Here is a 25,119-nt window from a genome sequence, read left to right as displayed (position 1 = left end):
GAGCAGCAATGTCTGGATTCTTTGGCACCATCCTCGCGCTGGCCGTCGTCTTCCTGATCGCCGTGGTGTCCTATTCAGCAGGGAAATCAAAAGGACGCGAGCTGCTCGGACGCGCCCGCCAGCAGCTAGAGGACGATTCCGATCGGCTTTATCGCTCCGGGTATCTGGCCGGCCACGTGGCTGGGTGGCGCGACGCCGACGCTCGCCGCGGAACCGATCGTGCAGAAGGGCCGGCCTTCCGCCCGCCCCGTTCCGCGAGCACACAACCCTCCCGGCCGGTTCTTGTGCAGACCGCCCCCTTCCGGCCTGTTCCAGTTCAGCCTGTTTCAGTCGCCCCCCGGCCACCGGCGATACAGCCTCAACCACCGGCGGTACAGCCCCAACCGCAATCAATCCAGTCGATTTCTCCTGAGATGCTGCGTGCCGAGCAAGCGGCGCGGAAACAAAAACGGGATCGGCAGAACATCAACGTCACGCTCTACGTGGCCAGCCTTCTGCTGGTTGCCGCTTCAGCTCTGTTCATCGGGACCAGCCTCCCGTCCGTTCTCCGCTTCGCGGGCGTCTGGGCTATCACGGGCGCCTTTTACGGATCCGGTTTCATCCTCCACGCCAGGGCTCCCAGGCTACGGCCCGCCGCCATCGCGTTCGCCGGAACAGGGCTTGCCCTGATCCCCGTGACCGGCCTGGCAATGTACAACTTCGCCTTGAACAACGGCCCTGCCGCCTGGCTGGTCACGTCCATCGTCGGCACGGTGGCCTATGTCCTCGCGGCCGTCCGTTTGGACAACAAGGTTCTCGCGTTCCTGTCCTTCGGTTTTGTCGTCTCTACGGGCTGGTCCGGCGTGTCCATGCTGGGCGGCGCGCTTGTCTGGTATTTCGCTTCACTCATCGGTCTTGCCGTGCTTCTGACCCTCGTGGCCTTGCGTAGGCCGCACTGGCTCCCGCCAACCTATGTTCAGCCGTTGATGGCCTTGCACCCGTATGTCGTGCCGTTCGTGGCCGTAGCCGTAACTTTCGTGCCGCAACATCTGGCCAAGGGGGAGTACACCCTGATCATGATGGTGTGTGGCCTGTATTTTGCCGTGATGGCTGCTCTTCCGCAGGGCCGGTTCCGCCTTCAACAGTTCTATGCCGCGCGGCTTGCGTTCACTGTGGCCTTTCCTGTGGCGTTGTCCGACGCCGGGGCCGGGCTGCCGGAGGTGCTGCTGGCGGGAGTGGTTCTACTGGCCCTGCAGTCGCAGTGGTCGGCATTCGACAGAAGGCGGCTCGCCCGTTGGTTCCCGGGGGCGGGAACATCCCAGGCGATCCGGCGGTGCTGGATTGATGCCGTGGTGTGCTTTGGCCTTCAACTGGCGGCTGCCTTCATGGCGGCGTTCGCCATCCTGGCCCGGCATTCCGGGACGCCCGTGGGTATCCCGTTGTTTGCTACCCTCCTGTGCAGTTTGATCCTGGCATGGAAGCTGCGAGGACTCGCGGAGTGGCTCCCCGTGGCCGCCATTCTGGCGGCGGGGCCGTTTGTCGATGAACTTGGCGGCGCGCCGACGGCGGCATTGTTCGCCACTGCTGGTGTGTACTGGTTGTTGAGGGCGAGGAAACCACTGGAGACCAAGCGCTTGGTCTTTGTCCTGGCGGGCCGCATTGCGCTGACTCTCGCCGTTCCCGCCTTGGCAGCGGGTCTCTTGGTGGGCCGTACCGACCGCCTGGCCGCCGTGATTCTGGCGTTCCTTGCTGCTGTCACGATCCAGTTGCTGTTGGAAGCCGGACTGTTCCGCTCGGGGATCAGGACGCTCGCTCCAACCGTCTGCCTCGCGGCCTTTGCCGGTGCCGGCATGTCCGTAATGCCTTGGCTTCTCCTCCTTGAGCGGACGCCCGGGCAACCCATGACGGTAGCGGCCGTTGTGATTCATGTCCTTGGAGCCATGCTGGCCGGCTCGATGTTGTTCCCAAGAGGCGCACAAGACCGTCCACGGCGCGGAACCGTGGCCGAGTTCCTCGCACCAGTGTCAATTGCATGGGCGGGGATGCTGTCCTTCGGCGCAGTGTCCCTGGCCCTGGGAAACACCGTGTTGCTCGCCTCCGTGTTGTACTTCGCTGTCCAGGCGCTGCGTCTTCCGCGCACACTGCATCGACGCAGCTATTGGTGGGCCGTCCGCGCCCTCGCGACGGTGCTCGCAGGCACGGGCTATATGCAGTTGCTCCAGGACCAAGGCGGCCTGGTGCTCGCAGGGGAGACGCTTCAGCTGGCCACAGTAGTCTTCGTCGCACTGGCCCTCCAGTTGATTCCGCCCCTTGCGGAGGCGGTCCGCGGCCCTGATCGAGGACTCGCGACACTCGACGCTGCCGTGGTGCTGCCGTTCATGGCTGGCGCTACCGCCGTCGTGAGCATCTCCAGAACGTACTTCGACAGCTCCGTGACCGATAGTTGGCAGGCTGGTGCGGTGTCCCTTCTCATGGCTGCATCGGCTGTGGCTGCTGGGTTCATGCTGCGGAGGGAGACTGGGTCCGCGGTCTTCGCGCCGGGCGCACTGGCGTTGTTGCTGGCGCTTCGCGGTGGAAACGTCCATGAGGTCGAGGCGTTGCTTGTAATCTTCGCGGTGTTTGCCGCGGTCATGGTGGCTGGGGCTCCAGAGCGGGTGGCCAAGGGCTTCTACTTCATGGCTGCCCGGATTCTCACGGCGGTCCTCGCAGCTGTTTTTGCCCATGACGTCACGGCCTCAGCGGCGGTGGTGTCACTGACCTTTGCGGGCGTTCTGATGGTGCAGCACATTATCCGCTGGCTCATGCGGAACCGCTTGCAGCAGATTCCCTTCCAACAGGCGGCCGTGTGGATCACGCTTGCCGCGCAGGCAGCGTTGCCGGTGAGCTATCTGCTTCGGCCGGAAGCCCACGACGGCGGTCGCTGGGTTCCGCTGATTGAGCTGGCCCTGCTTCTGGTTTCCGCAGTCGTCGCGAATCGGATCTTCGCTGCGCGAGGAGCTGGATATCTCACCGTTCCGGCGACAATTGCTTTGGTGGTGGCGGCAGGCCCCCATTTGTCATTCCCCGGCGGTACGTGGCTCGCCGAACCTCTACTGGGTCCGGTCGCGGCACCCCTCGTACTGCTCATCTTGGCGCTCCTGGTGACTGCGGGAAGACTGCTGATCCAGCCGGGAACCGGCGTTCCTGAACATTGGTTCTGGCTGGCGGCAGCCCTATCCTTTGCCGGGGCCGGCGGCCTGTTGTCCGTGGACGAATCGGACAGCATCACGGGGATGGCAGGACTCGTACTCGCGGTGGTCTGCTTCGCCGCCTCCCACGTTGAGGGAATGCCTGGCTTCTATCCGTTTGCTTCGGCCGCGAGCATCGTCGGCGCCACGGTTTTCGCCGATTCGATCCTGGTTGAGGTTGCGGTCCTCGGTCAGGCCGGGGATCAATGGGAGGATTTCCTGCCGTGGCTTGTGGGCTGCGTGGGGGCGGCCGCTGTACTCTACGCGGCGCGCTGGTCCGGGATCCCGAGCATCGGATCGCAGCCGGTGCGCAGGTTGTCGCTGGCAATTGCGGCTGGAGGGGGATTTGCCCTGGCTTCCGGTGCCGGCTTGCTTCACGATGACACCGCATTGGCTGGCACCGGCCTGCTTGGGGCGGCCGTGGCCGTTGCTTGCCTTGAGGTTCCCCGGGCCATCCGGTTCACTGTCGCAGAGATTGGCTCTATGCTGCTCCTTGCGGCCGCCCAGCGGGCGGTTCTCTTCGCCCATGGAGCCAGGCCCGAGCTCTTTTGGGTGCTGCAATGGTTTGTGGTTCTCGGCGCCGTTTTGGCAGGGTTGCGCTACTACGCTGGAAGCGCCCTGGACGGACGTGTCAGGCTCGGACTGGCTGCGGGCTTGCTCTCCATCGGTGGCCTGCTCTCGATAGTCCCGGGGCCCGCCTTTTCGGGTACCGTCCCACAGCAACTTTGGGTCCTCGTGGGAGACGCGGTGCTGCTGCTTGCCGGCCTACTCCTGGCTGAGCGTATGTTCGTATGGTGGGGTGCCGTGGGCGTTGCCCTGAGCATCATGTGGGCTCTCCGTTCCTACGCCTTCGCCATGCTCGCCGTGCTCGCACTGGCTCTGATTGCCCTGGCAGTCTGGCGCCTCAACAGGACTGCGCCCTGATAGCGTTGCATCCAAAGGAGGAATGCGGAATGGGATGGCTCATTTTCCTGATCGTGGTTGTCGTCGTGGTAGTTGGAATCTTCTGGGGAAGGAAGTACTTCCGTCGCGAGATCGAACGTGCCAAGCGCATCAAACGGGCGAACAATAAGGATTGATTTAGCACGATCGTTCTACAAAACGGGCTGTTGATCAGTTGTGGCGCGCCCTGCTCAAGGACTGGTACCAGTAGAACGAGTCTTTGGGGGTTCTCTCGAGGGTGTCGAAGTCCACATGCACCAGCCCGAACCGCTGTGAGTATCCGGCGGCCCATTCGAAGTTGTCCAGCAACGTCCACACGTAGTAACCAAGAAGTTCGACGTCGTGGGCGATCCCGCCGGGGGCAGTCGCCCTCAATGCTTGCCCAAGGTGCGAAGCAAGGTAGTTGATGCGGTCGGGGTCGTGAACGGGACCCGGTGAGTGCTCGGGCTCGGGGAAGCTCGCCCCGCTTTCTGTGATGAACACGGGTGGTAGGGCAGGGCCATAGCGGTCTTTCAGCTCCCGTAGCAGGATTCCGAGGTGTTCGGGAGCCACGGGCCAACCAAATCCCGTGGTTTCGTATTCGGGGAAGGCCGCCAGATGGAACGGCAGCTTGGCCATCATGTCGGAGTTGTTGCCAGGCGTGCTTCCGTTGCCGCGGCCAGAGGCGACCTTGACGGGGTAGTAGTAGTTCACGCCGTAAAAATCCAAGGGCTGGTGGATGGTCTTGAGGTCTTCGTCCCGGATGTTGCCCAGGGCGCGGAACCAGGGTTTCACTTGTAGCGGGGGCTTAGGGTATTTCCCCAAGAGGATGGGATCGGCATACACCCGGTTGAAGATGAGGTCGAAGGCCTTGGCCATGAGACGGTCTGTGAGTCGCTTACTTGCGGGCTGGACTGGCGAGTGCACGTTGGCAACGCCAACAGTTCCCGCAACGCCGGCAGCCCGCAAGGCCTGGACAGCCAATCCATGCCCCAACAACTGATGGTGGGCAGCGGGCAAGGCATCGAAGAGCAGCCGCCTGCCGGGAGCGTGGACCCCAAGGGCATAGCCTTGCAATGCGACTGAAACGGGCTCGTTCAGGGTGACCCATTGAGCCACGCGGTCGCCGAAGCGGCCTGCGGCCGCGGCGGAATATTCGGCGAACCGGTCCGCCGTCGACCGATTCAACCAGCCGCCGTCGTGCTCCAATGGCAGGGGCGTATCCCAATGGTAGAGGGTCACCATTGGAGAGATCCCGGCCTTGAGGAGCTTGTCGATCAGGCGGTCGTAGAAGTCCAGGCCTTGCTGGTTGATGGGTCCCTTGCCGCCTGGTTGGATCCGGGGCCAGGAGAGGGAGAACCGGTAGGAGTCCACGCCCAGGTCCTGTATAAGGGCAATGTCCTCGTCGGTCCGGTTGTAGTGGTCGCAGGCAACTGCGGGGGAGTGGCCGTCGACGATCGCGCCGGGCTTCTCCGCGAATGCATCCCAACTGGATGGTCCGCGTCCGTCCGCCGTAAGTGAGCCTTCGATCTGGAAGGCCGCCGCGGCGACGCCCAAGGTGAAGCCGGGCCGGAGGCGGCTCGCAAGATCCTCCACCGTGGCAGCATCTTGGACAGTCATGTCCTAATCATCCTGACGGCAGGAGCCGAAGGCAATGGTAGGTGGAGCCCAATTGGCTTATGCCGGGGAATTCCGGCATACTAGGTGAGTTGTTCAAGCGCTTCTTCGCGTCCCGATCCGGATAATGCCGGGTGTCAGGGTCCAAGCTGAAGCCCAAACATAACCCAGATCCCCAAGGAATGCGGACGAGTTTGCGTGGAAAACGCGACACGCCCGACCGCGGGGGTCGGTTACACCGGCAAGTTGAGGAACCCGGATCCCTCCGGATTCAGCTTGTGCGGCGGGTGGTAGTACTACTTCAAATGCTTCGGCAGCCACATGCAACACGTAAGTGAACAGGGCAGCCTTTATTCGAGGGCAGCACAGACTGAAAGAGAGTCAGGCGACATGGCGGGACAAAAAATCCGCATCCGGCTGAAGTCATATGACCACGAGGTCATTGATGTTTCAGCGCGGAAGATCGTTGAGACGGTCACGCGCGCAGGCGCAACGGTAGTGGGCCCCGTGCCGCTGCCGACGGAGAAGAACGTGTACTGCGTTATCCGCTCTCCCCACAAGTACAAGGACAGCCGTGAGCACTTTGAAATGCGTACTCACAAGCGTCTGATCGACATCATCGACCCCACGCCCAAGGCTGTCGACTCGCTTATGCGTCTCGACCTGCCGGCCGACGTGAACATCGAAATCAAGCTGTAGGGAGGTGCTGAGAAAACTATGACCGCAACCCGTAACGTAAAGGGCCTGCTGGGCACGAAGCTCGGCATGACCCAGGTCTGGGACGAGAACAACAAGCTCATCCCGGTAACTGTCGTCCAGGCTGACTCCAACGTCATCACCCAGCTGCGCAACGCAGAGACCGATGGCTATGTCGCCGTTCAGATCGGCTATGGCCAGATCGATCCCCGCAAGGTCACCAAGCCGCTGGCTGGTCACTTTGAAAAGGCTGGCGTAACTCCTCGCCGCCACGTCGTCGAACTGCGCACTGCAGACGCCGCGTCTTACGAACTGGGCCAGGAGCTTTCTGTTGAGCTCTTCGAAGCCGGTCAGAAGATCGACGTCGTCGGCACCAGCAAGGGTAAAGGCTTCGCCGGTGTTATGAAGCGTCACGGCTTCCACGGTGTTGGAGCCTCCCACGGTGCGCACAAGAACCACCGCAAGCCCGGTTCCATCGGTGGCGCATCCACCCCGAGCCGCGTCTTCAAGGGTCTGAAAATGGCCGGCCGCATGGGCGCAGAACGTCACACCACGCTGAACCTCACGGTTCACGCTGTGGACGTTGAGAAGTCGCTGCTCCTTATCAAGGGTGCCGTCCCCGGTGCCCGCGGCCAGGTCGTCCTCGTACGCACCGCCGTGAAGGGAGCCTAGTTCAATGACTAGCACTGTCAAGGTAGACCTGCCTGCAGAGATCTTCGACGTCCAGACCAACGTGCCGCTGCTGCACCAGGTCGTCGTCGCACAGCTCGCTGCTGCTCGCCAGGGTACCCACAAGACCAAGACCCGCGCCGAAGTTTCCGGTGCTGGCCGCAAGCCGTTCAAGCAGAAGGGTACCGGCCGCGCCCGTCAGGGTTCCATCCGTGCTCCTCACATGACCGGTGGTGGCATTGTCCACGGCCCGACGCCGCGTGATTACAGCCAGCGGACCCCCAAGAAGATGAAGGCTGCTGCCCTGCGCGGCGCCCTGTCTGACCGCGCACGTAACGGTCGCATCCACGTCATTGCTGATCTGGTCGCCGGCACCAAGCCGTCCTCCAAGGAAGCACTTGCCGCGCTGAAGGCAGTCTCCGAGCGCAAGAACCTGCTCGTTGTTATCGAGCGCGCCAACGATGTTGCCGCACTTTCCGTGCGCAACCTCGTAGATGTTCACGTTCTGTACGCAGACCAGCTGAACACCTACGACGTGCTGGTCGCCGACGACGTGGTCTTCACCAAGGCTGCTTTCGAGGCTTTCATCGCTGACAAGGCAAAGAACGAGGAGGATGCCAAGTGAGTGCAGCCACCATCAAAGACCCGCGCGACGTCGTCATTGCACCCGTCGTTTCGGAAAAGAGCTACGGCCTGATCGACGAGGGCAAGTACACCTTCCTGGTGGACCCCCGCTCGAACAAGACCGAGATCAAGCTGGCCGTGGAGAAGATTTTCTCCGTCAAGGTCGAATCGATCAACACCATCAACCGTGCCGGTAAGCGCAAGCGCACCAAATTCGGATGGGGACAGCGCAAGAGCACCAAGCGTGCGATTGTCACCCTCAAAGAAGGCACTATCGACATCTTCGGCGGTCCGCTCGCGTAGCGGAGACCACTTTAACGAGGAAATGAATTATGGGAATCCGTAAATACAAGCCGACTACCCCGGGCCGTCGCGGCTCGAGCGTAGCCGACTTCTCCGAAATCACGCGATCGACTCCGGAAAAGTCGTTGCTGCGTCCGCTGCACAAGACTGGCGGCCGTAACAACACCGGTAAGATCACTACCCGTCACAAGGGTGGTGGCCACAAGCGCCAGTACCGTCTGATCGACTTCCGTCGTCACGACAAAGACGGCGTCAACGCCCGCGTTGCCGAAATCGAGTACGATCCGAACCGCACGGCTCGCATCGCCCTCCTGCACTACGTTGATGGCACCAAGCGTTACATCATCGCCCCGAACAAGCTGTCCCAGGGTGACTTCGTCGAGGCTGGCCCCGACGCTGACATCAAGCCGGGCAACAACCTGCCGCTGCGCAACATCCCGGTTGGTACCACCATCCACGCAGTTGAACTGCGTCCGGGTGGCGGCGCCAAGATGGCCCGTTCCGCAGGTGCTTCGGTTCAGCTCGTCGCCAAGGAAGGCCGTTTCGCCCAGCTGCGTCTGCCCTCCGGTGAAATCCGCAACGTTGACGTGCGCTGCCGCGCAACCGTCGGCGAGGTCGGCAACGCCGAGCAGTCGAACATCAACTGGGGCAAGGCCGGCCGTATGCGCTGGAAGGGCGTTCGCCCGACCGTCCGTGGTGTCGCCATGAACCCGGTGGATCACCCGCACGGTGGTGGTGAAGGTAAGACTTCCGGTGGACGCCACCCGGTCAACCCGAACGGTAAGCGTGAAGGCCGCACCCGCCGCCCCAACAAAGAGAGCGACAAGCTTATTGTGCGTCGCCGCCGTACTGGCAAGAACAAGCGATAGGAGCCTGGACACATGCCACGCAGCCTGAAAAAAGGTCCTTTCGTTGACCAGCACCTCTTTGTAAAGGTCGCCAGGGAAAACGAAAAGGGCACCAAGAACGTCATCAAGACCTGGTCCCGCCGTTCGATGATCGTCCCGGACATGCTGGGTCACACGATTGCCGTTCACGACGGACGCAAGCACATCCCGGTGTTTGTCACTGAGTCGATGGTCGGGCACAAGCTCGGCGAATTCGCTCCCACGCGGACATTCCGCGGCCATGTCAAGGACGACCGTAAGGGCAAGCGCCGCTAAGGCGCTCGCTCTACGGCTTAGACGAGAGAAGGAAAGCAATGGAAGCCAAGGCTATTGCGCGTCACATCCGCGTAACGCCTATGAAGGCCCGGCGCGTCGTCAACCTTGTTCGTGGCAAGCAAGCGAATGAGGCTCTGGCAATTCTGAAGTTTGCCCAACAGGCAGCTTCGGAGCCGGTATTCAAGGTAGTTCAGTCGGCAATGGCAAACGCACGGGTCCTCGCGGACCGCGATGGCGTTGCCTTTGACGAAGGAGACCTCTACATCAGCGAAGCGTTTGTTGATGAAGGCCCGACCATGAAGCGGTTCCAGCCGCGTGCTCAGGGTCGCGCATTTCAGATCAAGAAGCGCACGAGCCACATCACCGTGGTAGTCGCTACCCCGGAGAAAGAGGAGGCTCGCTAAGTGGGACAGAAAGTAAACCCGCACGGGTTCCGACTCGGCATCACCACCGATCACGTATCGCACTGGTTTGCTGACAGCACCAAGGCTGGCCAGCGGTACAAGGACTTCGTTCGCGAAGACATCCGCATCCGCCAGCTCATGTCCACGGGCATGGAGCGCGCTGGTATTGCCAAGGTCGAAATCGAGCGCACCCGTGACCGTGTCCGCGTGGACATCCACACGGCTCGCCCGGGCATCGTCATCGGCCGCCGCGGCGCTGAAGCGGACCGCATTCGCGGCGAGCTCGAAAAGCTCACCGGCAAGCAGGTCCAGCTGAACATCCTCGAGGTCAAGAACCCCGAGATGGAAGCCCAGCTTGTTGCCCAGGGCGTTGCTGAGCAGCTGACTTCCCGCGTGGCTTTCCGCCGTGCGATGAAGAAGGCCATGCAGTCCGCACAGCGCGCGGGTGCCAAGGGTATCCGTATCGCTTGCTCCGGTCGACTGGGTGGCGCAGAAATGTCCCGCTCGGAGTTCTACCGCGAAGGCCGTGTGCCCCTGCACACCCTGCGTGCGAACATCGACTACGGCTTCTACGAGGCCAAGACCACCTTCGGCCGCATCGGCGTGAAGGTCTGGATCTACAAGGGCGACGTCACCGCCAAGGAACTGGCCCAGCAGGCAGCTGCTGCTCCGTCCCGCGGCCGCGGTCCCAGCGACCGCCCGGGCCGCCCGGGTGGCGCAGACCGTGGTGACCGCCGTCGTCGTACCGACCGTCCGGCAGCCGACGCAGCACCTGTTGCTGCAGAGGCTCCGGCAGCTGAAGCTGCTGCTCCCGCGGCAGAAGGAGGACAGGCTTAAATGCTTATCCCACGTCGAGTCAAGCACCGTAAGCAGCACCACCCGGGTCGTTCCGGCGCTGCAACGGGCGGCACCAAGGTCACTTTCGGTGAGTACGGCATCCAGGCTCTGAGCCCGGCCTACGTCACGAACCGTCAGATCGAGTCTGCCCGTATCGCGATGACCCGCCACATCAAGCGTGGCGGCAAGGTCTGGATCAACATTTATCCGGACCGCCCGCTGACGAAGAAGCCGGCCGAAACCCGCATGGGTTCCGGTAAGGGTTCTCCGGAATGGTGGGTCGCAAACGTCAAGCCGGGCCGCGTTCTCTTCGAGCTCGCCGGTGTCAATGAAGAGGTAGCTCGCGAGGCACTGCGCCTGGCAATCCACAAGCTGCCGTTGAAGGCACGCATTGTGCGTCGCGAAGGTGGTGAATAGAAATGGCAGTAGGGTCGAAGGATCTCGCACCCGCACAGCTGGACGGTTTCGACAACGAGCGTCTCGTTGAAGAACTCCGCAAGTCCAAGGAAGAGCTGTTCAACCTGCGTTTCCAGTCCGCCACCGGACAGCTGGAGAACCACGGTCGTCTGCGCGCGGTAAAGAAGGACATCGCACGCATCTACACCGTTCTCCGTGAGCGCGAGCTGGGCATTCGTGCCGAGGTTGCTGCACCGGTTGTGGAAGCCAAGGAAGAAAAGAAGTCCAAGAAGGCAGAAGCCAAGGCTGAAAAGGCCGAAGCTGAGGCTGGAGAGGACGCCAAGTGAGCGAACAGAAGGAAACTGTGACGGAAGCAGCAGCCAGCGCTGAACAGCGCGGTTACCGTAAGACGCGTCGCGGCTACGTTGTCTCTGACAAGATGGAAAAGACCATCGTTGTTCAGGTTGAAGACCGCGTGAAGCACGCTCTGTACGGCAAGGTCATTCGCCGCACCTCGAAGATCAAGGCTCACGACGAGCAGAACACCGCCGGCATCGGCGACCTCGTTCTGATCTCTGAGACCCGCCCGCTCTCCGCTACCAAGCGGTGGCGCCTGGTCGAGATCCTCGAAAAGGCTAAGTAGTCCCGCGCCGGGCTTTGCGCCCGGCAGCGATATGGATTGGCAGGAAGGCCCGTATCCCGTAAGGGATGCGGGCCTTCCCGCGTTTCGGTCCCTAGCATAAAGCGTGCTAGGATATTGAGTTTGTATGGCGCCAGTTGTGCGTCAACAACCACCTCGTAAACAATCGTGCCGCGGCATACTGCCCCGCGCAGTTATTTCCGCAAGGGAAGCTGATGCTGGCGGCACGGGAGTTTAGGCCTGCACTGGCAAAATCCAGGCAGGTCAAGAGACACCCCGATCAACCGTTCCGCAAGGCTCATTCCGTATGCTCCATTTCGGTCTGAGAACCGGCGCGACGCAAGGAGTAAAAATTGATTCAGCAGGAGTCGCGACTGAAGGTCGCCGACAACACGGGTGCTAAGGAAATCCTTACCATTCGCGTTCTCGGTGGATCCGGCCGTCGCTACGCAGGCATTGGCGACGTCATCGTCGCAACCGTCAAGGACGCTATTCCGGGCGGCAACGTAAAGAAGGGTGACGTCGTCAAGGCTGTCATCGTTCGTACCAAGAAGGAACGCCGCCGTGCGGATGGTTCCTACATCAAGTTTGACGAGAACGCAGCTGTGATTCTGAAGAACGACGGCGACCCCCGCGGTACCCGTATCTTCGGACCGGTTGGTCGTGAACTCCGTGACAAGAAGTTCATGAAGATCGTTTCGCTGGCTCCGGAGGTGCTGTAACCCATGGGTGCAAAGATCAAGAAGGGTGACCTCGTTCAGGTCATCACTGGCGCCAAGCAGGAGCGCGGCGGCGACCGCGGCAAGCAGGGCAAGGTTCTGCGCGTGTTCACCGAGACCAACCGTGTCCTGGTAGAAGGCATCAACCGCGTCACCAAGCACACCAAGGTCGGTCAGTCGCAGCGCGGCACCAAGACTGGTGGCATCGAGGTCGTTGAGGCCCCGATCCACGTCTCCAACGTTGCTCTTGTTGACCCCTCGACCAAGAAGCCGACCCGCGTTGGTTTCCGTCTCGAGACCGTTGAGAAGGACGGCATCTCCAAGACCGTCCGTATCCGCGTGTCCAAGGCATCCGGGAAGGACATCTGATGAGTGAGACACTGTCTGAGACCACCGTCGAAACGAAGATCGTTCCGCGTCTGAAGACGAAGTACGCCGATTCCATCAAGCAGACCCTGGTTGAGGAATTCAAGTACGCGAACGTGAACCAGGTTCCCCGCCTGGTGAAGGTTGTTGTGAACATGGGTGTTGGAGATGCCGCCAAGGACTCCAAGCTGATCGACGGCGCTGTCCGCGACCTCACCCTGATCACCGGCCAGAAGCCGCAGGTAACCAAGGCCCGCAAGTCCATCGCACAGTTCAAGCTGCGCGAAGGCATGCCCATCGGTGCACACGCAACTCTGCGTGGAGACCGTATGTGGGAATTCGTGGACCGCCTCGTGACCCTCGCCCTGCCCCGTATCCGTGACTTCCGCGGCCTCAACGGCAAGCAGTTCGATGGCAATGGCAACTACACCTTCGGTCTGACCGAGCAGGTTATGTTCCACGAAATCGACCAGGACTCCATCGACCGCGTTCGCGGTATGGACATCACGGTTGTCACCACTGCAAAGACCGATGACGAAGGCCGCGCGCTGCTCAAGGCACTTGGCTTCCCGTTCAAATCCGAAGACTAATAACTACGTAGTAGGTCCGGCCACGGCTGTTTGAACAGCCAACGCGGAAACCATTACGAGGAAGGGCAAGAGCCCAAATGACTATGACAGATCCTGTCGCAGACATGCTTACGCGTCTGCGCAACGCCAACTCGGCATACCACGACACCGTGAGCATGCCGTACAGCAAGCTCAAGGCACGCGTTGCCGACATCCTGAAGGCGGAAGGCTACATCGCTGCCTGGAAGGAAGAGGAAGCCGAAGTCGGCAAGAAGCTGACCATCGACCTCAAGTTCGGTCCGAACCGCGAGCGTTCGATCGCTGGTGTCCGCCGCATTTCCAAGCCTGGTCTCCGCGTTTACGCGAAGTCCACCAACCTGCCTCACGTGCTGGGTGGCCTGGGTATCGCAATCCTGTCCACCTCTTCCGGCCTCCTGACTGACAAGCAGGCCGGCAAGAAGGGCGTGGGCGGCGAAGTCCTCGCGTACGTCTGGTAACGGGAAAGGAAGAGAATAATGTCACGTATTGGACGTCTCCCCATCACCGTTCCTGCCGGCGTTGAAGTTAAGGTTGATGGCTCTGTCATCAACGTCAAGGGCACCAAGGGCGAGCTGAGCCACACTGTAGCCAGCCCGATCGAGGTCACCTTGGACGAGAGCACCTTGACTGTCACCCGCCCGAACGACGAGCGCGCTTCGCGTTCCCTGCACGGCCTGACCCGCACCCTGATCGCCAACATGATCGAGGGCGTCACCAAGGGCTACGAGAAGAAGCTTGAAATCGTAGGCACCGGTTACCGCGTTCAGGCCAAGGGTTCTGACCTTGAGTTCGCTCTCGGCTTCAGCCACCCGGTCAATGTCTCCGCTCCGGAAGGCATCACCTTCACGGTGGAGGGGCCGACCAAGCTCTCCGTCGCTGGTATCTCCAAGCAGCAGGTCGGCGAGGTTGCTGCCAACATTCGCAAGCTGCGCAAGCCCGACCCCTACAAGGGCAAGGGTGTCCGTTACGCCGGCGAAGTTATCCGCCGCAAGGTCGGAAAGGCTGGTAAGTAAACCATGGCCATCGCAATTAACAAGAAGCGTACGAACAAGAGCAAGTCGGCTGCACGCAGCCGTCGCCAGCTTCGTATCCGCAAGCGCATCAGCGGCACGGCTGTTCGTCCTCGTCTGGTCGTCAACCGCTCCGCACGCCACATCTTCGTCCAGGTTGTCGATGACAGCAAGGGTGTAACCGTGGCTTCCGCTTCCACGCTGGAAGCTGACCTTCGTGCACTCGATGGCGACAAGACTGCCAAGGCCAAGCGCGTCGGCGAGCTCGTTGCAGAGCGTGCCAAGGCTGCAGGCATCGAAGCTGTTGTCTTCGACCGCGGTGGTAACAAGTACCACGGCCGCATCGCCGCCGTCGCTGACGGTGCACGCGAAGGTGGGCTGGCACTGTGACCGTTGAGAATAACGAAAAGGACATTCAGGTGACTGAAGCTGCAGCTGCTGAGGCAACTGAGACCGCTGCTGCCACTGACGACCGCCGCGGCGGCCGTCGTGGCGAGCGTGGTGACCGTGGCCAGGGCCGCGGCGACCGTGGTGGCCGTGGTGGCCGCGACGGCGGTCGCGAGGCCGAGAAGAGCCAGTTCGTAGAGCGCGTTGTAACCATCAACCGTGTTGCCAAGGTCGTCAAGGGTGGTCGTCGCTTCAGCTTCACCGCCCTGGTGGTCGTCGGTGACGGTAACGGCATGGTTGGCGTTGGCTACGGCAAGGCCAAGGAAGTTCCGGCAGCTATCGCAAAGGGTGTTGAAGAGGCCAAGAAGTCCTTCTTCCGCGTTCCCCGCGTTGGCAACAGCATCCCGCACCGCGTGCAGGGTGAGGCAGCAGCAGGCGTTGTCATGCTGCGTCCGGCTTCCCCGGGTACCGGTGTTATCGCCGGTGGTCCGGTCCGCGCGGTACTGGAATGCGTCGGTATCCACGACGTCCTCTCCAAGTCGCTCGGTTCCTCGAACGCCATCAACATCGTTCACGCGACTGTTGACGCCCTGAAGCGATTGGAAGAGCCCGCTTCCGTGGCAGCCCGCCGTGGCCTGCCGCTGGACGAGGTTGCTCCTCCTGCTCTGGTGCGCGCACTCCAGAACCAGAAGGCAGGTGTTTAGTCATGGCTAAGAACCTGACTCCCTCCGACGCTCAGTTGGAGATCACCCAGATCAAGGGCGTCATCGGCGCCAAGCAGAACCAGCGTGAAACCCTGCGGTCCCTCGGCCTCAAGCGCATCGGACACACTGTTGTCCGTACCGCTGATGCCGTGACTGTTGGAATGCTCAACACGGTTCCGCACCTCGTGAATGTAGAGGAGGCGAAGTAATGGCTGAGAACAAAACCGCCGCAGAGGCTGCTGACAAGCAGAACACTCTGAAGGTCCACCACCTGCGTCCCGCCCYGGGTGCCAAGACTGCCAAGACCCGTGTTGGTCGTGGTGAAGGCTCCAAGGGTAAGACTGCCGGTCGCGGTACCAAGGGTACGAAGGCCCGCTACCAGGTCAAGGCTGGCTTTGCCGGCGGCCAGTTGCCGCTGCACATGCGCCTGCCGAAGCTTCGCGGCTTCAAGAACCCGTTCCGGGTTGAGTTCCAGGTTGTCAACCTGGACAAGCTCAACGAGCTGTTCCCGGAAGGTGGCGTTGTCACCGTTGAGTCCCTGGTTGAGAAGGGTGCCGTTCGCAAGAACCAGCCCGTCAAGGTGCTGGGCACTGGCGACATCACCGTCAAGGTTGACGTCACCGCCCACGCTTTCTCTTCCAGCGCAGCTGAAAAGATTGCAGCAGCAGGCGGAACCACCACAGCCCTCTAAGGGCTCTGGGGCGTTCGCCCGCTGTGAATTGACTCCCGGTGTGGGGGGCTTCGGCCCTTCGCGCCGGGAGTTTTTTCGTGTGGCGCGACCCCCTCGATTGTTCGCATGGCGTATCAAGCCGTTAGACTCGGGTGTTGGGTTTCAATGACCCCTTCGACACCCTTGGACTTTTAACTCAGGAGGACGCTTGCTAAGCGCATTCGGCCGGGCATTTCGGACGCCTGATCTGCGACGCAAGTTGTTGTTCACGCTGGGAATCATCACAATCTTCCGCTTGGGCGCTTTTATCCCCTCGCCTGGTGTGAGCTACCAAAATGTTCAGCAATGTTTGTCAAGCAATCAGGACCAGGGCGGCCTCTACCAGCTCGTCAACCTGTTCAGCGGTGGTGCACTGCTGCAGGTTTCGATCTTTGCCCTGGGGATCATGCCGTACATCACGGCCAGCATCATCGTGCAGTTGCTCCGCGTGGTCATTCCGCGGTTCCAGCAGTTGTACGAAGAAGGTGCCTCGGGCCAGTCGAAGCTGACGCAGTACACGCGCTATCTGACCATCGCGCTGGGTCTCTTGAACGCCACCACTTTGGTGTCCCTGGCGCGCTCCGGGCAGCTGCTGCCCAACTGCCAGTTGCCGATCATCCCGGATAACAGCATCATCGCCACGATTCTTGTGGTCATCACGCTGACAGCCGGTACGGGCCTCATCATGTGGATGGGCGAATTGGTCACTGAGAAGGGCGTGGGCAACGGTATGTCCCTGCTCATCTTCACGTCCATCGCTGCCGGCTTTCCGACCTCCCTGGGTGCCATCTGGCGCTCCAAGGGCCCGGGTACGTTCTTCACGGTGTTGGCGATCGGTCTGGTGACCGTCGCACTCGTCGTGTTCGTTGAGCAGTCCCAGCGGCGCATTCCGGTCCAGTACGCGAAGCGTATGATCGGCCGACGCACCGTGGGCGGCACCAGCACGTACATCCCCATCAAGGTGAACATGGCCGGCGTCGTGCCCGTCATCTTCGCTTCCTCCATGCTCTACCTGCCCGGACTGGTTGCGCAGTTCAACCGGCCCAAAGCAGGAGAGTCATTGGCCCCCTGGGTTGAGTGGATCAACAACAACCTCACCCGTGGCGACCACCCCATCTACATGGCGCTGTACTTCGTCATGATTGTGTTCTTCACGTACTTCTATGTCGCGATCACCTTCAACCCTGAAGAGGTCTCGGACAACATGAAGAAGTATGGCGGGTTCATTCCGGGCATCCGGGCGGGTAAACCGACCGCGGACTACCTGCAGTACGTGCTTTCCAGAATCACCCTCCCCGGAGCCCTTTACCTAGGCTTCGTGGCGTTGATTCCGCTGGTTGCACTCGTCCTGATCAACGCCAACCAGAACTTCCCGTTCGGTGGCACGTCAATCCTGATCATGGTGGGTGTGGGCCTCGAAACCGTCAAGCAGATTGATGCGCAGCTACAACAACGTCACTACGAAGGGCTTTTGCGATGACGAGAATGCTGATCATTGGACCTCCGGGTTCGGGCAAGGGAACCCAAGCTGAGCGGATTTCCGAGCGCTTGGGCGTAGTCGCCATTTCCACGGGCGACATCTTCCGTGCAAACGTCAAGGGCGAAACCCCACTGGGTATCGAAGCCAAGAAGTACATGGACGCCGGCGATTTCGTTCCGGACAGCGTGACCAACAAGATGGTCCGTGACCGCCTGAGCGAGGACGACGTCGAAAACGGCTTCCTGCTTGACGGTTACCCGCGCACCACCGCCCAGGTGGAATACCTGGACCAGATCCTTGCCGACACCGAAGAGAAGCTCGACGTCGTGCTTCAGCTGACGGCCGACGACGAGGAACTTGTTTCGCGCCTGCTGGGACGCGCCAAGGAGACCGGACGCTCGGACGACAACGAAGCCGTCATCCGCCACCGCCTGAACCTCTACCACGAGCAGACGGAGGCCGTGGTGGCCAAGTACGCCGAACGTGGCATCCTGACCAAAGTCGATGGCATCGGCGGCATCGACGAGGTCACTGATCGCGTGTTGCTGGCCATCGAGGCGGCCAAGGCGGTCTAGTTCCGCACGATGTAATGAAAAGGGTGTGGCCGGCGCTGTGTGCGCGGGACACACCCTTTTCTGTTCCCTTGTGCGGTACCGGAGCCGGGGATGGTTCCTGGAACGATCTCAGGGCCATTTTCGAACTAGGCCGCGGATGCGGGAAAATGGGGGAGATCAGAGGGTGCTCTGGTTCTGCAGCCCACCACAAGCAGCACACTACAAGAGGAGACCATGGCGTTCGGCCAGCCCCGCATCGAATACAAGACCAACGAGCAAATGCGCAAGATGCACGAGGCCGGATTGGTCCTCAGCAGCGCCCTCGACGCGGCCGTCGCGGCTGCGAAACCCGGCGTCACCACACGGGAGATCGACTCCGTCTTTGCGGTGGTCCTGAACGACGCCGGCGCGAAGTCGAACTTCCTCGGGTACCACGGTTTCCCGGCCACCATTTGCACCTCCGTCAACGAGGAAGTGGTCCACGGCATCCCCGGGGACCGCGTCCTGCAGGAGGGGGACATCATTTCGATTGATGGCGGGGCGATTGTTGATGGTTGGCACTCCGACTCCGCACGGACGGTGATAGTTGGCACTGCCGACCCAGAGGACCAGCGGCTCTCGGATGTCACTCAGGCCGCCATGTGGCGTGGAATCGCCGCTTTGGCCAAGGGCAAGTTCGTCGGCGACATCGGTAACGCCGTGGATGACTACGTCTCTTCCGTGCCGGGAAAGCCGCTGGGCATCCTGGAGGACTACGTAGGCCACGGTATCGGTTCAGAGATGCATATGGCCCCTGATGTCTTGAACTATCGCACCACGCACCGAGGCCCCAAAATCCGGCCGGGATTGTGCCTCGCCATTGAACCCATGCTCGTCCGTGGCGGCATCGAGACGGCCACCCTCGACGACGACTGGACCGTGGTGACCACCGACGGCAAGCGTTCCTGCCAGTGGGAGCACTCGGTCGCCGTCCACGAAAAGGGCATCTGGGTGCTTTCGGCCCCCGACGGCGGAGCAGAGCAGCTGGTGCCGCTCGGCGTCGTGCCTGTCCCGATTCCCTGACCAGACGAGGCTGCCCAACTAGCTCGCATTAGATGTCGTTCTGACCCGTCAAAACGACATTAACTGCGAGCTAGTTGGGCGGCGGGATCGCACTCGGCGCGCAGAGCCCTAGCTCTTGAGCTTGGGCTTTACGTCCTTGATGTAGATGCTGTCGAGGGTTGCTCTGAGGTCCGTCATGGTCGCTTTCACGTCGCCCTGCTGGGTGAGGATCTTCGCGGCGGCCTTGGCCATCTCCTGATCGGCGCCGGGCAGGAACACCCGGGCGTTGTCCTGCACCTTGGTGACTGCGAGCTGATCCATGGCGGTCTTGATCTGGGGAGTCTTGGCGAGGACTGCAGTCATGTCCGCGGAGACACGCGTGGGCATGTAGCCCGTCGCGGCGGAGAAGGCCGCCGTGTTTTCCGGTTCGGTCATGAATTTCAGGAAGGTGGCGGCAGCGAGCTGGACCTCCTTGCTGACGCCGCTGGGGATGCCTAGGCCGGCCCCGCCGGTGGGGCAGACGTTGGTCTCAGCCTTGGGGCCGCCCGGCATGAAGCCGACGCCGACGTTGAACTTAGCGGACTTCAGTACGCCCAGCAGGTCACCGGTGGAGGAGATTGTTGTAGACGTAATGCCCGCGGCGAAATCGTCCGCGGCGCTCTTGGAGGAGACTCCGGCCCACTTGTCCTTGTAGATCGAGTCCTGCGCCCACTGCAGGGCCGCGACTGACTCCGTGGAATCGCAGTTGAAAGTCCACCCATTGGACCAACTACCGCCCCAGCCCCACAGGTTGTTCTGTAGAGTCCAGCCCGCGTATCCGGCGAGGGCCGGGTAGATGTAGGCGTACTTCGCGCCCGAGCTGGCCTTGAGCTTGGGGGCCCAGTCGGCGAATTCCTGCCAGGTCTTCGGCGCCCTGTCCGGGAGGCCGGCGGCCTTGAAGTGGTCCTTGTTGTAGTAGAAGAGCGGGGTGGAGCGGCCGTAGGGGAGCGCCCATTGCTTGTTGGCGTACTGGTAGTCCGCCACGAGGGACTTCTGGAAGTCATCAATCTTGAAGTCCAACTGCTTGATGAGTCCGTCCAACGGAATGATGTTGCCGTTGGTGTAGTAGCGGAACCACCAGACGTCGGAGAGCACCACGAGGCCGGGGAGGGCCGACTTCGCAGCTTGCGACGTCTGGAACTTCTGGGCGATTTCCTCGTAGTTGGCGCCTGCCGTTACGAGGTTCACTTTGATGTCCGGGAACTTCGCCTGGAATTTGTCAATAATGGATTGCTCGACGCTCTGCGACTGCCCGGGGTGGCTGGTCCAGAAGTCGAACGAGCCGGCGGGCTTGACGCCGGAAAAGTCGATGTCCGAAGGTCCGCTGCTTGCAACGCTGCCGCCGGTCGACGGACCGCCGCAGGCCGCAAGGGCAGCGGCGCCGACTCCAAGTCCAGCGAGCCCCAGGAAGTTTCTACGGTCAAGATTCATTGCCATGGTTGGTCCTCTCAAGGATGCAAAGGTGGTGAGGTATTTCGTACGGTTCGGCCGGGCCGCGGTTCGGCCGGGTGGGGAACGCGCGGGTGATGGTGCGCGGTCGCTAGCCGGTGACGCTGCCCTGGGTGAGCCCGGCAACGATATAGCGCTGCAACGCTGCGAAGACCAGGAGGATGGGGATGATCACCAGGACTGCCCCGGCCATCAGGATTCCCCAGCCGGCGCCGTTTCCTTCAGAGTTCTGAAGCAAGGTCAGGCCGACAGGGAGAGTCATGGTTTCCGGTCTGTCGGTAATGATGAGCGGCCAGATGTAGTCGTTCCATTCGCTGACCACGGTGACGAGGGCCACGGTGGCGATGGAGGGGAGCGACACGGGGACGACGACTTGCCACAGCCTGCGCCAGTGACCCGCGCCGTCGATTTCCGCCGCTTCGAGGATGGACCCGGGAAGGGTCTTGAAGTGCTGGCGAAGGAGGAACGTTCCGAAGGCCGTGCCGAGGCCCGGAAGAATGATTCCCCACAGGGTGTTCTTCCCGCCGATTCCCGCGATCAGGATGTAGTTCGGGAGGATCGATACCTGCGGCGGCACCATCAGGGCCACGAGGATCACGACGAAGATGACGTTCTTGAACGGAAACCGGACGAATACCAGGGCGTAAGCCGTCAGTATGGCCAGGATCACCTTCACCGTGGAGCCCACGGTGGTAACGATCAGGCTGTTCAGGAAGAACCGTGCGAACGGCACTGTGGTCATGGCCGTGTGGTAGTTCTCCAGGTTCAGGCCCTGTGGCAGGATCTTGAGATCCACGGTGACGATCTCGCCGGGTTGCTTGAAGGAACTCAGTACCATCCACAACAACGGCAGGACCACCACCAACGTGGCAACGATCAGGGGGATGTAGCCACCGGCCAGTGTCTGGACGAGGTTTGTGCGGGAGAAGGGCCGGTCGCGGTGCACTGGGAGTTCCGGACCGGCGTCGGGGGCATTCCGGGTCCCGACGCCGCTTGCGGGGTTAGGGCTGACGGGAGAGAGCGTGCTCACGAGTAGTGCACCTTCCGTTCGACGAACCGCAGCTGGAGCACGGTGATGATGAGCAGGATGGCAAAGAGCACCACCGAGATGGAGGCGGAGTACCCTGCGCGGTTGTAGGCTCCGAAGGCTTGAAGATAGGCCTCGTAGATCAGGGTGCTGGTGCCGTTGCCCAATGGCGTCATGATCCGGATCAGGTCGAAGGCTTGCAGCGAGCTGATCATCGTGGTGATGAGCAGGAAGAAGGTGGTGGGCGAGAGCAGCGGAACCGAAATGCTCATGAAGCGGCGGATGCCGTTGGCGCCATCCAAGGAGGCTGCCTCCATGACGTCTTTCGGGAGCGATTGGAGCCCGGCGAGGTAGACGACGGCACAGTAGCCCAGGTTCTTCCAGACGTAGACGATGATGACCATTACCAGGGCAAGCTGCGGATCGTTGATCCATTGCGGGCTTTGCTGGCCGATGCCTCGGAGAAGCCAAGACAGGACGCCGTAGCCGGGGTCGAAGATGAACAGCCACACGAGGCCAACGCCTACGCCGCTGAGGACATAGGGGGCGAAAACCGCGGAACGCGCAAAGGTGGTGCCGCGGACCTTGGAGTTCAAGGCCAAGGCGACTAAGAGCCCCAGCACCATGGAGCCGCCGACGGTGACCACTGTGAACATAGCCGTAGTGCCAAGTACCTGCGGGGCATCGGAGCTGGTGAAGAAGTTGATGTAGTTGTCGATTCCCACAACGGTGGCCGATGCTGAGCCCAAGGTCCAGTCGAGGGTTGAGTAGTACACGTTGTTGATCAGGGGCAGATACGTGAACACGGCAATCAGCGCCAGGTTCGGCAAGGCCAGCGCCAGGAACACAAAGAAGTCGCGTCGCGTTCGCCCGGACCAACGTCCGCGGCTTTGACGGGCCGGGACAGTCTGCGCGGGGGCCGCAGGGGCCGCGGGGCTGCCAGTCAGTTGTCTTGTCATTGGGGATCTCTAACGGTTTGCAGATATCGGGGCGCGCCGGATTCGGACGAGTGAGTCGAGGGGCGGCTAGCTTTACCTCACCACACGGGAGCACCTGTCAAGTCAAAAAATCGGGCATACCGGGGATTGTTGGACAAGCCTTCTGCGTTCGTTTACTCGGTGTTTCGTGGCGGGTGGGGCCGCGTTTACATTCGAGGCACGACTACCGTTTGTGCCGAAGAGGGCATCGCGCGCCGCTAGGGCGCGGGGGATCCCTTCCGGATAGTGGCCTCGACGACGGCGAGGCTGCCATGTGAGGGTGCGTCGCCGTCGACGTCCTCCGGCGGCGCCTGGACTACTTGCGCTGATTAGCGCAAGGGGAAACTGGGCGGAAGGAGCTCGTGGACAGGGCGCCGGGCGAAGTCCGAAACGGTCAGTGAGGCAATGTAGTGGTCCAGGAATTCCTGCGCACGTTCCCGGTAGCCGCTCGTGTCCACGGTGACGATTTCTCCCTTGTCCACAATGGTGCGGCCGGCCACGACCACCTGCGTGATGTCCCGTCCGTCCGCGTTCATGATCAGGGTGCGGACGGGATCGGCGAGTGGGCCGATGTGGCTCCCGGTCAAGTCCAGGACAAAGTAGTCCGCCTGCGCTCCAGGTGCCAGACGGCCCAGGTCGGAACGGCCCAGCGACTCGGCGGGGTCCACGGTGGCGGAGCGAAGCAAGTCCGCGGCCTGGGCGCTTGAACGCTCCCCGGTGAGAGTTTTGGTCATGCCCATCGCGAGGTCCATGGCGCGGATCATGTTCGGCGGGGCGGAGTCCGTCCCCAGCGCGATCCGCACTCCGCGCTCGCGGTAGGAGTCGTAGCTGTCGAGCATCCCGCCGTAGTGCGCCATGGGGATGGGGCAGAGCAGGACAGTTGTCCCCGAATCAGAGAGGAGAGCCAGATCGTCCCCGGTGCCGAAGGCGGCAGGCATATGCGAATGGCCAGGGATGGTCCAAGCGTGGGGGATGAACGTGCGTTCGGCGAGGAAACCAAGATCGGCCAGGTAGGGGAGCGGACGCCTGCCCGTGCGGGAGATCATGGTCTCGACTTCGAAGAGACCTTGGGCGGCGTGCAGGCGCACGGGGAGCTTTAACTCATCGGCAGCTTGGCGAGTGAGTTGGAGGGTCTTTTCGGTCTGTGTTTCGATCCGCGCAGGTAGCAGGGCCGCCCGGATCAGCCCATGAGCCCTCCCTTCGAAGTCCTGGGCGAAGCGGACCGCTTGATCCAGGCCGTCGAGGCCTCGCCGTTCATCCTCATGGAGCATCACCCGTTTGCCGTCGGTATAGGGGACCGCCGTGCGGTAGCTCGGCCCCAGGTAGGCCCGGACGCCAAGCGCCTCGACGGCGTCGGCGGTGTCGGCAAGGTCCTCGTAGTCCTCGCACCACTCGTGGTAGCTCTCGGATGCAATCGGCATAAGCGTAGTGATGCCGTTGCGTACCAATTGCGAGAGGGCGAACTCACGTCGGAATCGTAGCTGCTCGCGTGTGAAGACAGCCCCATGGTCCCTCAAGTAGGACTCGGACCAGACGAGCCCCAGCCGCCGGGTGGGGTCGGGCCAAGAATCGAAGAGGGCATGGTCGATGTCTGCCAAGGCGTTCAGGTCGATGAACCCGGGGGAGACGACAGCCTGCCCGGCGTCGATATTGATGTCCACTGCTCCGGGATAGTCCCTGCCCACGAAGACAATGGTCCCGTCCTCGTGGACCAGCTCCGCGTTGGGCAGGATGCAGTGGTCGCCGTCGGCGTATCCAATGACGAAGGCGGCCTTGATGCGGGTAATCACTGGTCTCCTTGGGGGTGGTGGTCCGGAGAAGCTACGAGCGAGTGGAACGTGGGGGCTTGCCTTCCAAATCGGAAGCCTGGTTGTCGAGGATCGATCCGGCCACCATCATGGCGTCCTGGGCTGCGCGGTCGCGGATCGCCTCGAAGAGCTCGTCATGGTTATCGTGCTCGGTGCTGGCTGCGCGCTCCAGGCCTGCCGGTGATGTCCACGAACCGTCGATGCTCGCCGCAAGAGAGCCATAGATGCCAGCCAGAAGCTGGTTGTGCGCGGCGTCCACCACGCCGCGGTGGAAGTCGATGTCTGCCTGCCGGAAACCGTCGTCGTCGTGGGCTTCCGCGGCAGCGCGGCGCCGTTCCAGCGCATCCTGAAGCCTGTCCAGATCCTCTTGGTCCCGGCGCTGGGCGGCGAGGGCGGCCGCGGGTACGTCAAGGCTGCGCCGGACTTCGATGGCCTCGAATCGATCCGCTCCCTGGAGGCCCTTCCGCAGGGCGACTTCTTGTTCGTCTACGGCCGCGACGAAGGTCCCGTCACCTTGCCGTGTCACGAGAAGTCCCGCGTGCACCAACGCCCGGAGTGCTTCCCGCAGGGGCGCCCGGCTGAGGCCCAGGGCCTTTCCGAGTTCCGGCTCGGGGGGAATGCGGTCTCCCAAGCCCCACTCGCCCTGCCGAATCCGCAGGCGGATGTCGTCGATCGCGTCGTCGACGACGCTGCGCCGGCCATTCACGGTCATGGTGCCTCCTTCCAGGAAATGCTCTGAGTTCGCAGATCCAGGCACCTCCGGGC

Annotated in this window: 31 protein-coding genes; 25 read left to right on the top strand and 6 right to left on the bottom strand. The window is 62.0% G+C overall.

The window, feature by feature from the left end:
• Nucleotides 1-8: 8 nt before the first annotated feature.
• Complete coding sequence (locus AC1DLO_RS04135; RefSeq protein ID WP_476889342.1) at nt 9-4,130, top strand: hypothetical protein; 4,122 nt, start codon at nt 9-11, stop codon at nt 4,128-4,130.
• Between the two features lie 29 nt (nt 4,131-4,159).
• Nucleotides 4,160-4,285 (top strand): hypothetical protein, encoded by a 126-nt coding sequence (locus tag AC1DLO_RS04130; protein ID WP_260404995.1) that lies wholly within the window; start codon nt 4,160-4,162, stop codon nt 4,283-4,285.
• Nucleotides 4,286-4,319: 34 nt separating this feature from the next.
• Here AC1DLO_RS04130 and AC1DLO_RS04125 read toward each other — a convergent pair whose 3' ends face one another.
• Nucleotides 4,320-5,747: a GH1 family beta-glucosidase gene (locus tag AC1DLO_RS04125; protein WP_476889341.1), complete on the bottom strand. Its 1,428-nt coding sequence runs from the start codon at nt 5,745-5,747 to the stop codon at nt 4,320-4,322.
• A gap of 387 nt (nt 5,748-6,134) precedes the next feature.
• On the opposite strand from AC1DLO_RS04125, the gene rpsJ reads away from it, so the two are divergent.
• The 23 genes from rpsJ (at nt 6,135) to map (ending at nt 19,075) form a co-directional block, all read left to right on the top strand.
• The gene (gene rpsJ, locus AC1DLO_RS04120; RefSeq protein WP_003803825.1) at nt 6,135-6,443 is read left to right on the top strand and encodes a 30S ribosomal protein S10; all 309 of its coding nucleotides are present in this window, start codon (nt 6,135-6,137) and stop codon (nt 6,441-6,443) included.
• A gap of 18 nt (nt 6,444-6,461) precedes the next feature.
• Nucleotides 6,462-7,112 carry a 50S ribosomal protein L3 gene (gene rplC / locus AC1DLO_RS04115; protein WP_028265107.1) on the top strand — a complete coding sequence of 217 codons (651 nt, stop codon included), beginning with the start codon at nt 6,462-6,464 and terminating at the stop codon, nt 7,110-7,112.
• 4 nt (nt 7,113-7,116) lie between these two features.
• The gene (rplD, locus tag AC1DLO_RS04110; protein WP_184740618.1) at nt 7,117-7,734 is read left to right on the top strand and encodes a 50S ribosomal protein L4; all 618 of its coding nucleotides are present in this window, start codon (nt 7,117-7,119) and stop codon (nt 7,732-7,734) included.
• Entirely contained in the window at nt 7,731-8,036 is a 306-nt protein-coding gene (gene rplW / locus AC1DLO_RS04105; protein ID WP_059387362.1) for a 50S ribosomal protein L23, read from the top strand. Before rplD ends, rplW begins: the two co-directional genes overlap by 4 nt.
• A gap of 29 nt (nt 8,037-8,065) precedes the next feature.
• Nucleotides 8,066-8,905 carry a 50S ribosomal protein L2 gene (rplB, locus tag AC1DLO_RS04100; protein ID WP_028265104.1) on the top strand — a complete coding sequence of 280 codons (840 nt, stop codon included), beginning with the start codon at nt 8,066-8,068 and terminating at the stop codon, nt 8,903-8,905.
• 12 nt (nt 8,906-8,917) lie between these two features.
• Nucleotides 8,918-9,199 (top strand): 30S ribosomal protein S19, encoded by a 282-nt coding sequence (rpsS, locus tag AC1DLO_RS04095; RefSeq protein WP_018773666.1) that lies wholly within the window; start codon nt 8,918-8,920, stop codon nt 9,197-9,199.
• Between the two features lie 38 nt (nt 9,200-9,237).
• A complete protein-coding gene (gene rplV, locus AC1DLO_RS04090; RefSeq protein WP_184740617.1) occupies nt 9,238-9,603 on the top strand; it encodes a 50S ribosomal protein L22 in 366 nt (121 codons plus the stop codon).
• Nucleotides 9,604-10,440, top strand: coding sequence for a 30S ribosomal protein S3 (gene rpsC / locus AC1DLO_RS04085; RefSeq protein WP_028265102.1), 837 nt, complete (start codon nt 9,604-9,606; stop codon nt 10,438-10,440). It begins immediately after the preceding gene.
• Nucleotides 10,441-10,857: a 50S ribosomal protein L16 gene (rplP, locus tag AC1DLO_RS04080; protein WP_028265101.1), complete on the top strand. Its 417-nt coding sequence runs from the start codon at nt 10,441-10,443 to the stop codon at nt 10,855-10,857. It abuts the gene before it with no gap.
• A 2-nt stretch (nt 10,858-10,859) separates the two neighbouring features.
• Entirely contained in the window at nt 10,860-11,183 is a 324-nt protein-coding gene (rpmC, locus tag AC1DLO_RS04075) for a 50S ribosomal protein L29 (protein ID WP_059387364.1), read from the top strand.
• Complete coding sequence (gene rpsQ / locus AC1DLO_RS04070) at nt 11,180-11,479, top strand: 30S ribosomal protein S17 (protein WP_059387365.1); 300 nt, start codon at nt 11,180-11,182, stop codon at nt 11,477-11,479. The genes rpmC and rpsQ overlap by 4 nt, the downstream gene beginning before the upstream one ends.
• Nucleotides 11,480-11,829: 350 nt before the next feature.
• Complete coding sequence (gene rplN / locus AC1DLO_RS04065; RefSeq protein WP_003803789.1) at nt 11,830-12,198, top strand: 50S ribosomal protein L14; 369 nt, start codon at nt 11,830-11,832, stop codon at nt 12,196-12,198.
• 3 nt (nt 12,199-12,201) lie between these two features.
• The gene (rplX, locus tag AC1DLO_RS04060) at nt 12,202-12,564 is read left to right on the top strand and encodes a 50S ribosomal protein L24 (protein WP_476889340.1); all 363 of its coding nucleotides are present in this window, start codon (nt 12,202-12,204) and stop codon (nt 12,562-12,564) included.
• Nucleotides 12,564-13,151: a 50S ribosomal protein L5 gene (gene rplE, locus AC1DLO_RS04055; RefSeq protein ID WP_184740615.1), complete on the top strand. Its 588-nt coding sequence runs from the start codon at nt 12,564-12,566 to the stop codon at nt 13,149-13,151. Before rplX ends, rplE begins: the two co-directional genes overlap by 1 nt.
• A 77-nt stretch (nt 13,152-13,228) precedes the next feature.
• A complete protein-coding gene (gene rpsH / locus AC1DLO_RS04050; protein ID WP_028265096.1) occupies nt 13,229-13,627 on the top strand; it encodes a 30S ribosomal protein S8 in 399 nt (132 codons plus the stop codon).
• Between the two features lie 18 nt (nt 13,628-13,645).
• Nucleotides 13,646-14,182 carry a 50S ribosomal protein L6 gene (gene rplF / locus AC1DLO_RS04045; protein WP_059387368.1) on the top strand — a complete coding sequence of 179 codons (537 nt, stop codon included), beginning with the start codon at nt 13,646-13,648 and terminating at the stop codon, nt 14,180-14,182.
• A 3-nt stretch (nt 14,183-14,185) separates the two neighbouring features.
• Nucleotides 14,186-14,569, top strand: coding sequence for a 50S ribosomal protein L18 (gene rplR, locus AC1DLO_RS04040; protein ID WP_184740614.1), 384 nt, complete (start codon nt 14,186-14,188; stop codon nt 14,567-14,569).
• 29 nt (nt 14,570-14,598) lie between these two features.
• Nucleotides 14,599-15,270 (top strand): 30S ribosomal protein S5, encoded by a 672-nt coding sequence (gene rpsE / locus AC1DLO_RS04035; RefSeq protein ID WP_184740613.1) that lies wholly within the window; start codon nt 14,599-14,601, stop codon nt 15,268-15,270.
• Between the two features lie 2 nt (nt 15,271-15,272).
• Nucleotides 15,273-15,479 carry a 50S ribosomal protein L30 gene (gene rpmD, locus AC1DLO_RS04030; protein ID WP_059387371.1) on the top strand — a complete coding sequence of 69 codons (207 nt, stop codon included), beginning with the start codon at nt 15,273-15,275 and terminating at the stop codon, nt 15,477-15,479.
• On the top strand, nt 15,479-15,961 hold the full coding sequence (gene rplO, locus AC1DLO_RS04025) for a 50S ribosomal protein L15 (RefSeq protein ID WP_476914404.1): 483 nt from the start codon (nt 15,479-15,481) through the stop codon (nt 15,959-15,961). The genes rpmD and rplO overlap by 1 nt, the downstream gene beginning before the upstream one ends.
• A gap of 187 nt (nt 15,962-16,148) precedes the next feature.
• Nucleotides 16,149-17,459 carry a preprotein translocase subunit SecY gene (secY, locus tag AC1DLO_RS04020; RefSeq protein ID WP_476889339.1) on the top strand — a complete coding sequence of 437 codons (1,311 nt, stop codon included), beginning with the start codon at nt 16,149-16,151 and terminating at the stop codon, nt 17,457-17,459.
• 5 nt (nt 17,460-17,464) lie between these two features.
• The gene (locus tag AC1DLO_RS04015; RefSeq protein WP_476889606.1) at nt 17,465-18,034 is read left to right on the top strand and encodes an adenylate kinase; all 570 of its coding nucleotides are present in this window, start codon (nt 17,465-17,467) and stop codon (nt 18,032-18,034) included.
• Nucleotides 18,035-18,247: 213 nt separating this feature from the next.
• A complete protein-coding gene (gene map / locus AC1DLO_RS04010) occupies nt 18,248-19,075 on the top strand; it encodes a type I methionyl aminopeptidase (protein WP_476889338.1) in 828 nt (275 codons plus the stop codon).
• A gap of 108 nt (nt 19,076-19,183) precedes the next feature.
• On the opposite strand, the gene AC1DLO_RS04005 is transcribed toward map, so the two are convergent.
• The 5 genes from AC1DLO_RS04005 to AC1DLO_RS03985 all read right to left on the bottom strand — a co-directional run bounded on the left by AC1DLO_RS04005 (nt 19,184) and on the right by AC1DLO_RS03985 (nt 25,066).
• Nucleotides 19,184-20,530: an ABC transporter substrate-binding protein gene (locus AC1DLO_RS04005; RefSeq protein ID WP_476889337.1), complete on the bottom strand. Its 1,347-nt coding sequence runs from the start codon at nt 20,528-20,530 to the stop codon at nt 19,184-19,186.
• 103 nt (nt 20,531-20,633) lie between these two features.
• Entirely contained in the window at nt 20,634-21,572 is a 939-nt protein-coding gene (locus AC1DLO_RS04000; protein ID WP_476914403.1) for a carbohydrate ABC transporter permease, read from the bottom strand.
• Nucleotides 21,569-22,528 (bottom strand): carbohydrate ABC transporter permease, encoded by a 960-nt coding sequence (locus AC1DLO_RS03995; protein WP_184740607.1) that lies wholly within the window; start codon nt 22,526-22,528, stop codon nt 21,569-21,571. Before AC1DLO_RS03995 ends, AC1DLO_RS04000 begins: the two co-directional genes overlap by 4 nt.
• Before the next feature lie 347 nt (nt 22,529-22,875).
• Nucleotides 22,876-24,336: a chlorohydrolase family protein gene (locus AC1DLO_RS03990; protein WP_476889335.1), complete on the bottom strand. Its 1,461-nt coding sequence runs from the start codon at nt 24,334-24,336 to the stop codon at nt 22,876-22,878.
• 31 nt (nt 24,337-24,367) lie between these two features.
• The gene (locus tag AC1DLO_RS03985) at nt 24,368-25,066 is read right to left on the bottom strand and encodes a FadR/GntR family transcriptional regulator (RefSeq protein WP_184740605.1); all 699 of its coding nucleotides are present in this window, start codon (nt 25,064-25,066) and stop codon (nt 24,368-24,370) included.
• Nucleotides 25,067-25,119: the final 53 nt, after the last annotated feature.

This window comes from Arthrobacter sp. 01T419, from assembly GCF_056398865.1.
Note: the sequence above shows the minus strand (reverse complement) of the source record. Positions and strands in the feature narration are given on the sequence as shown.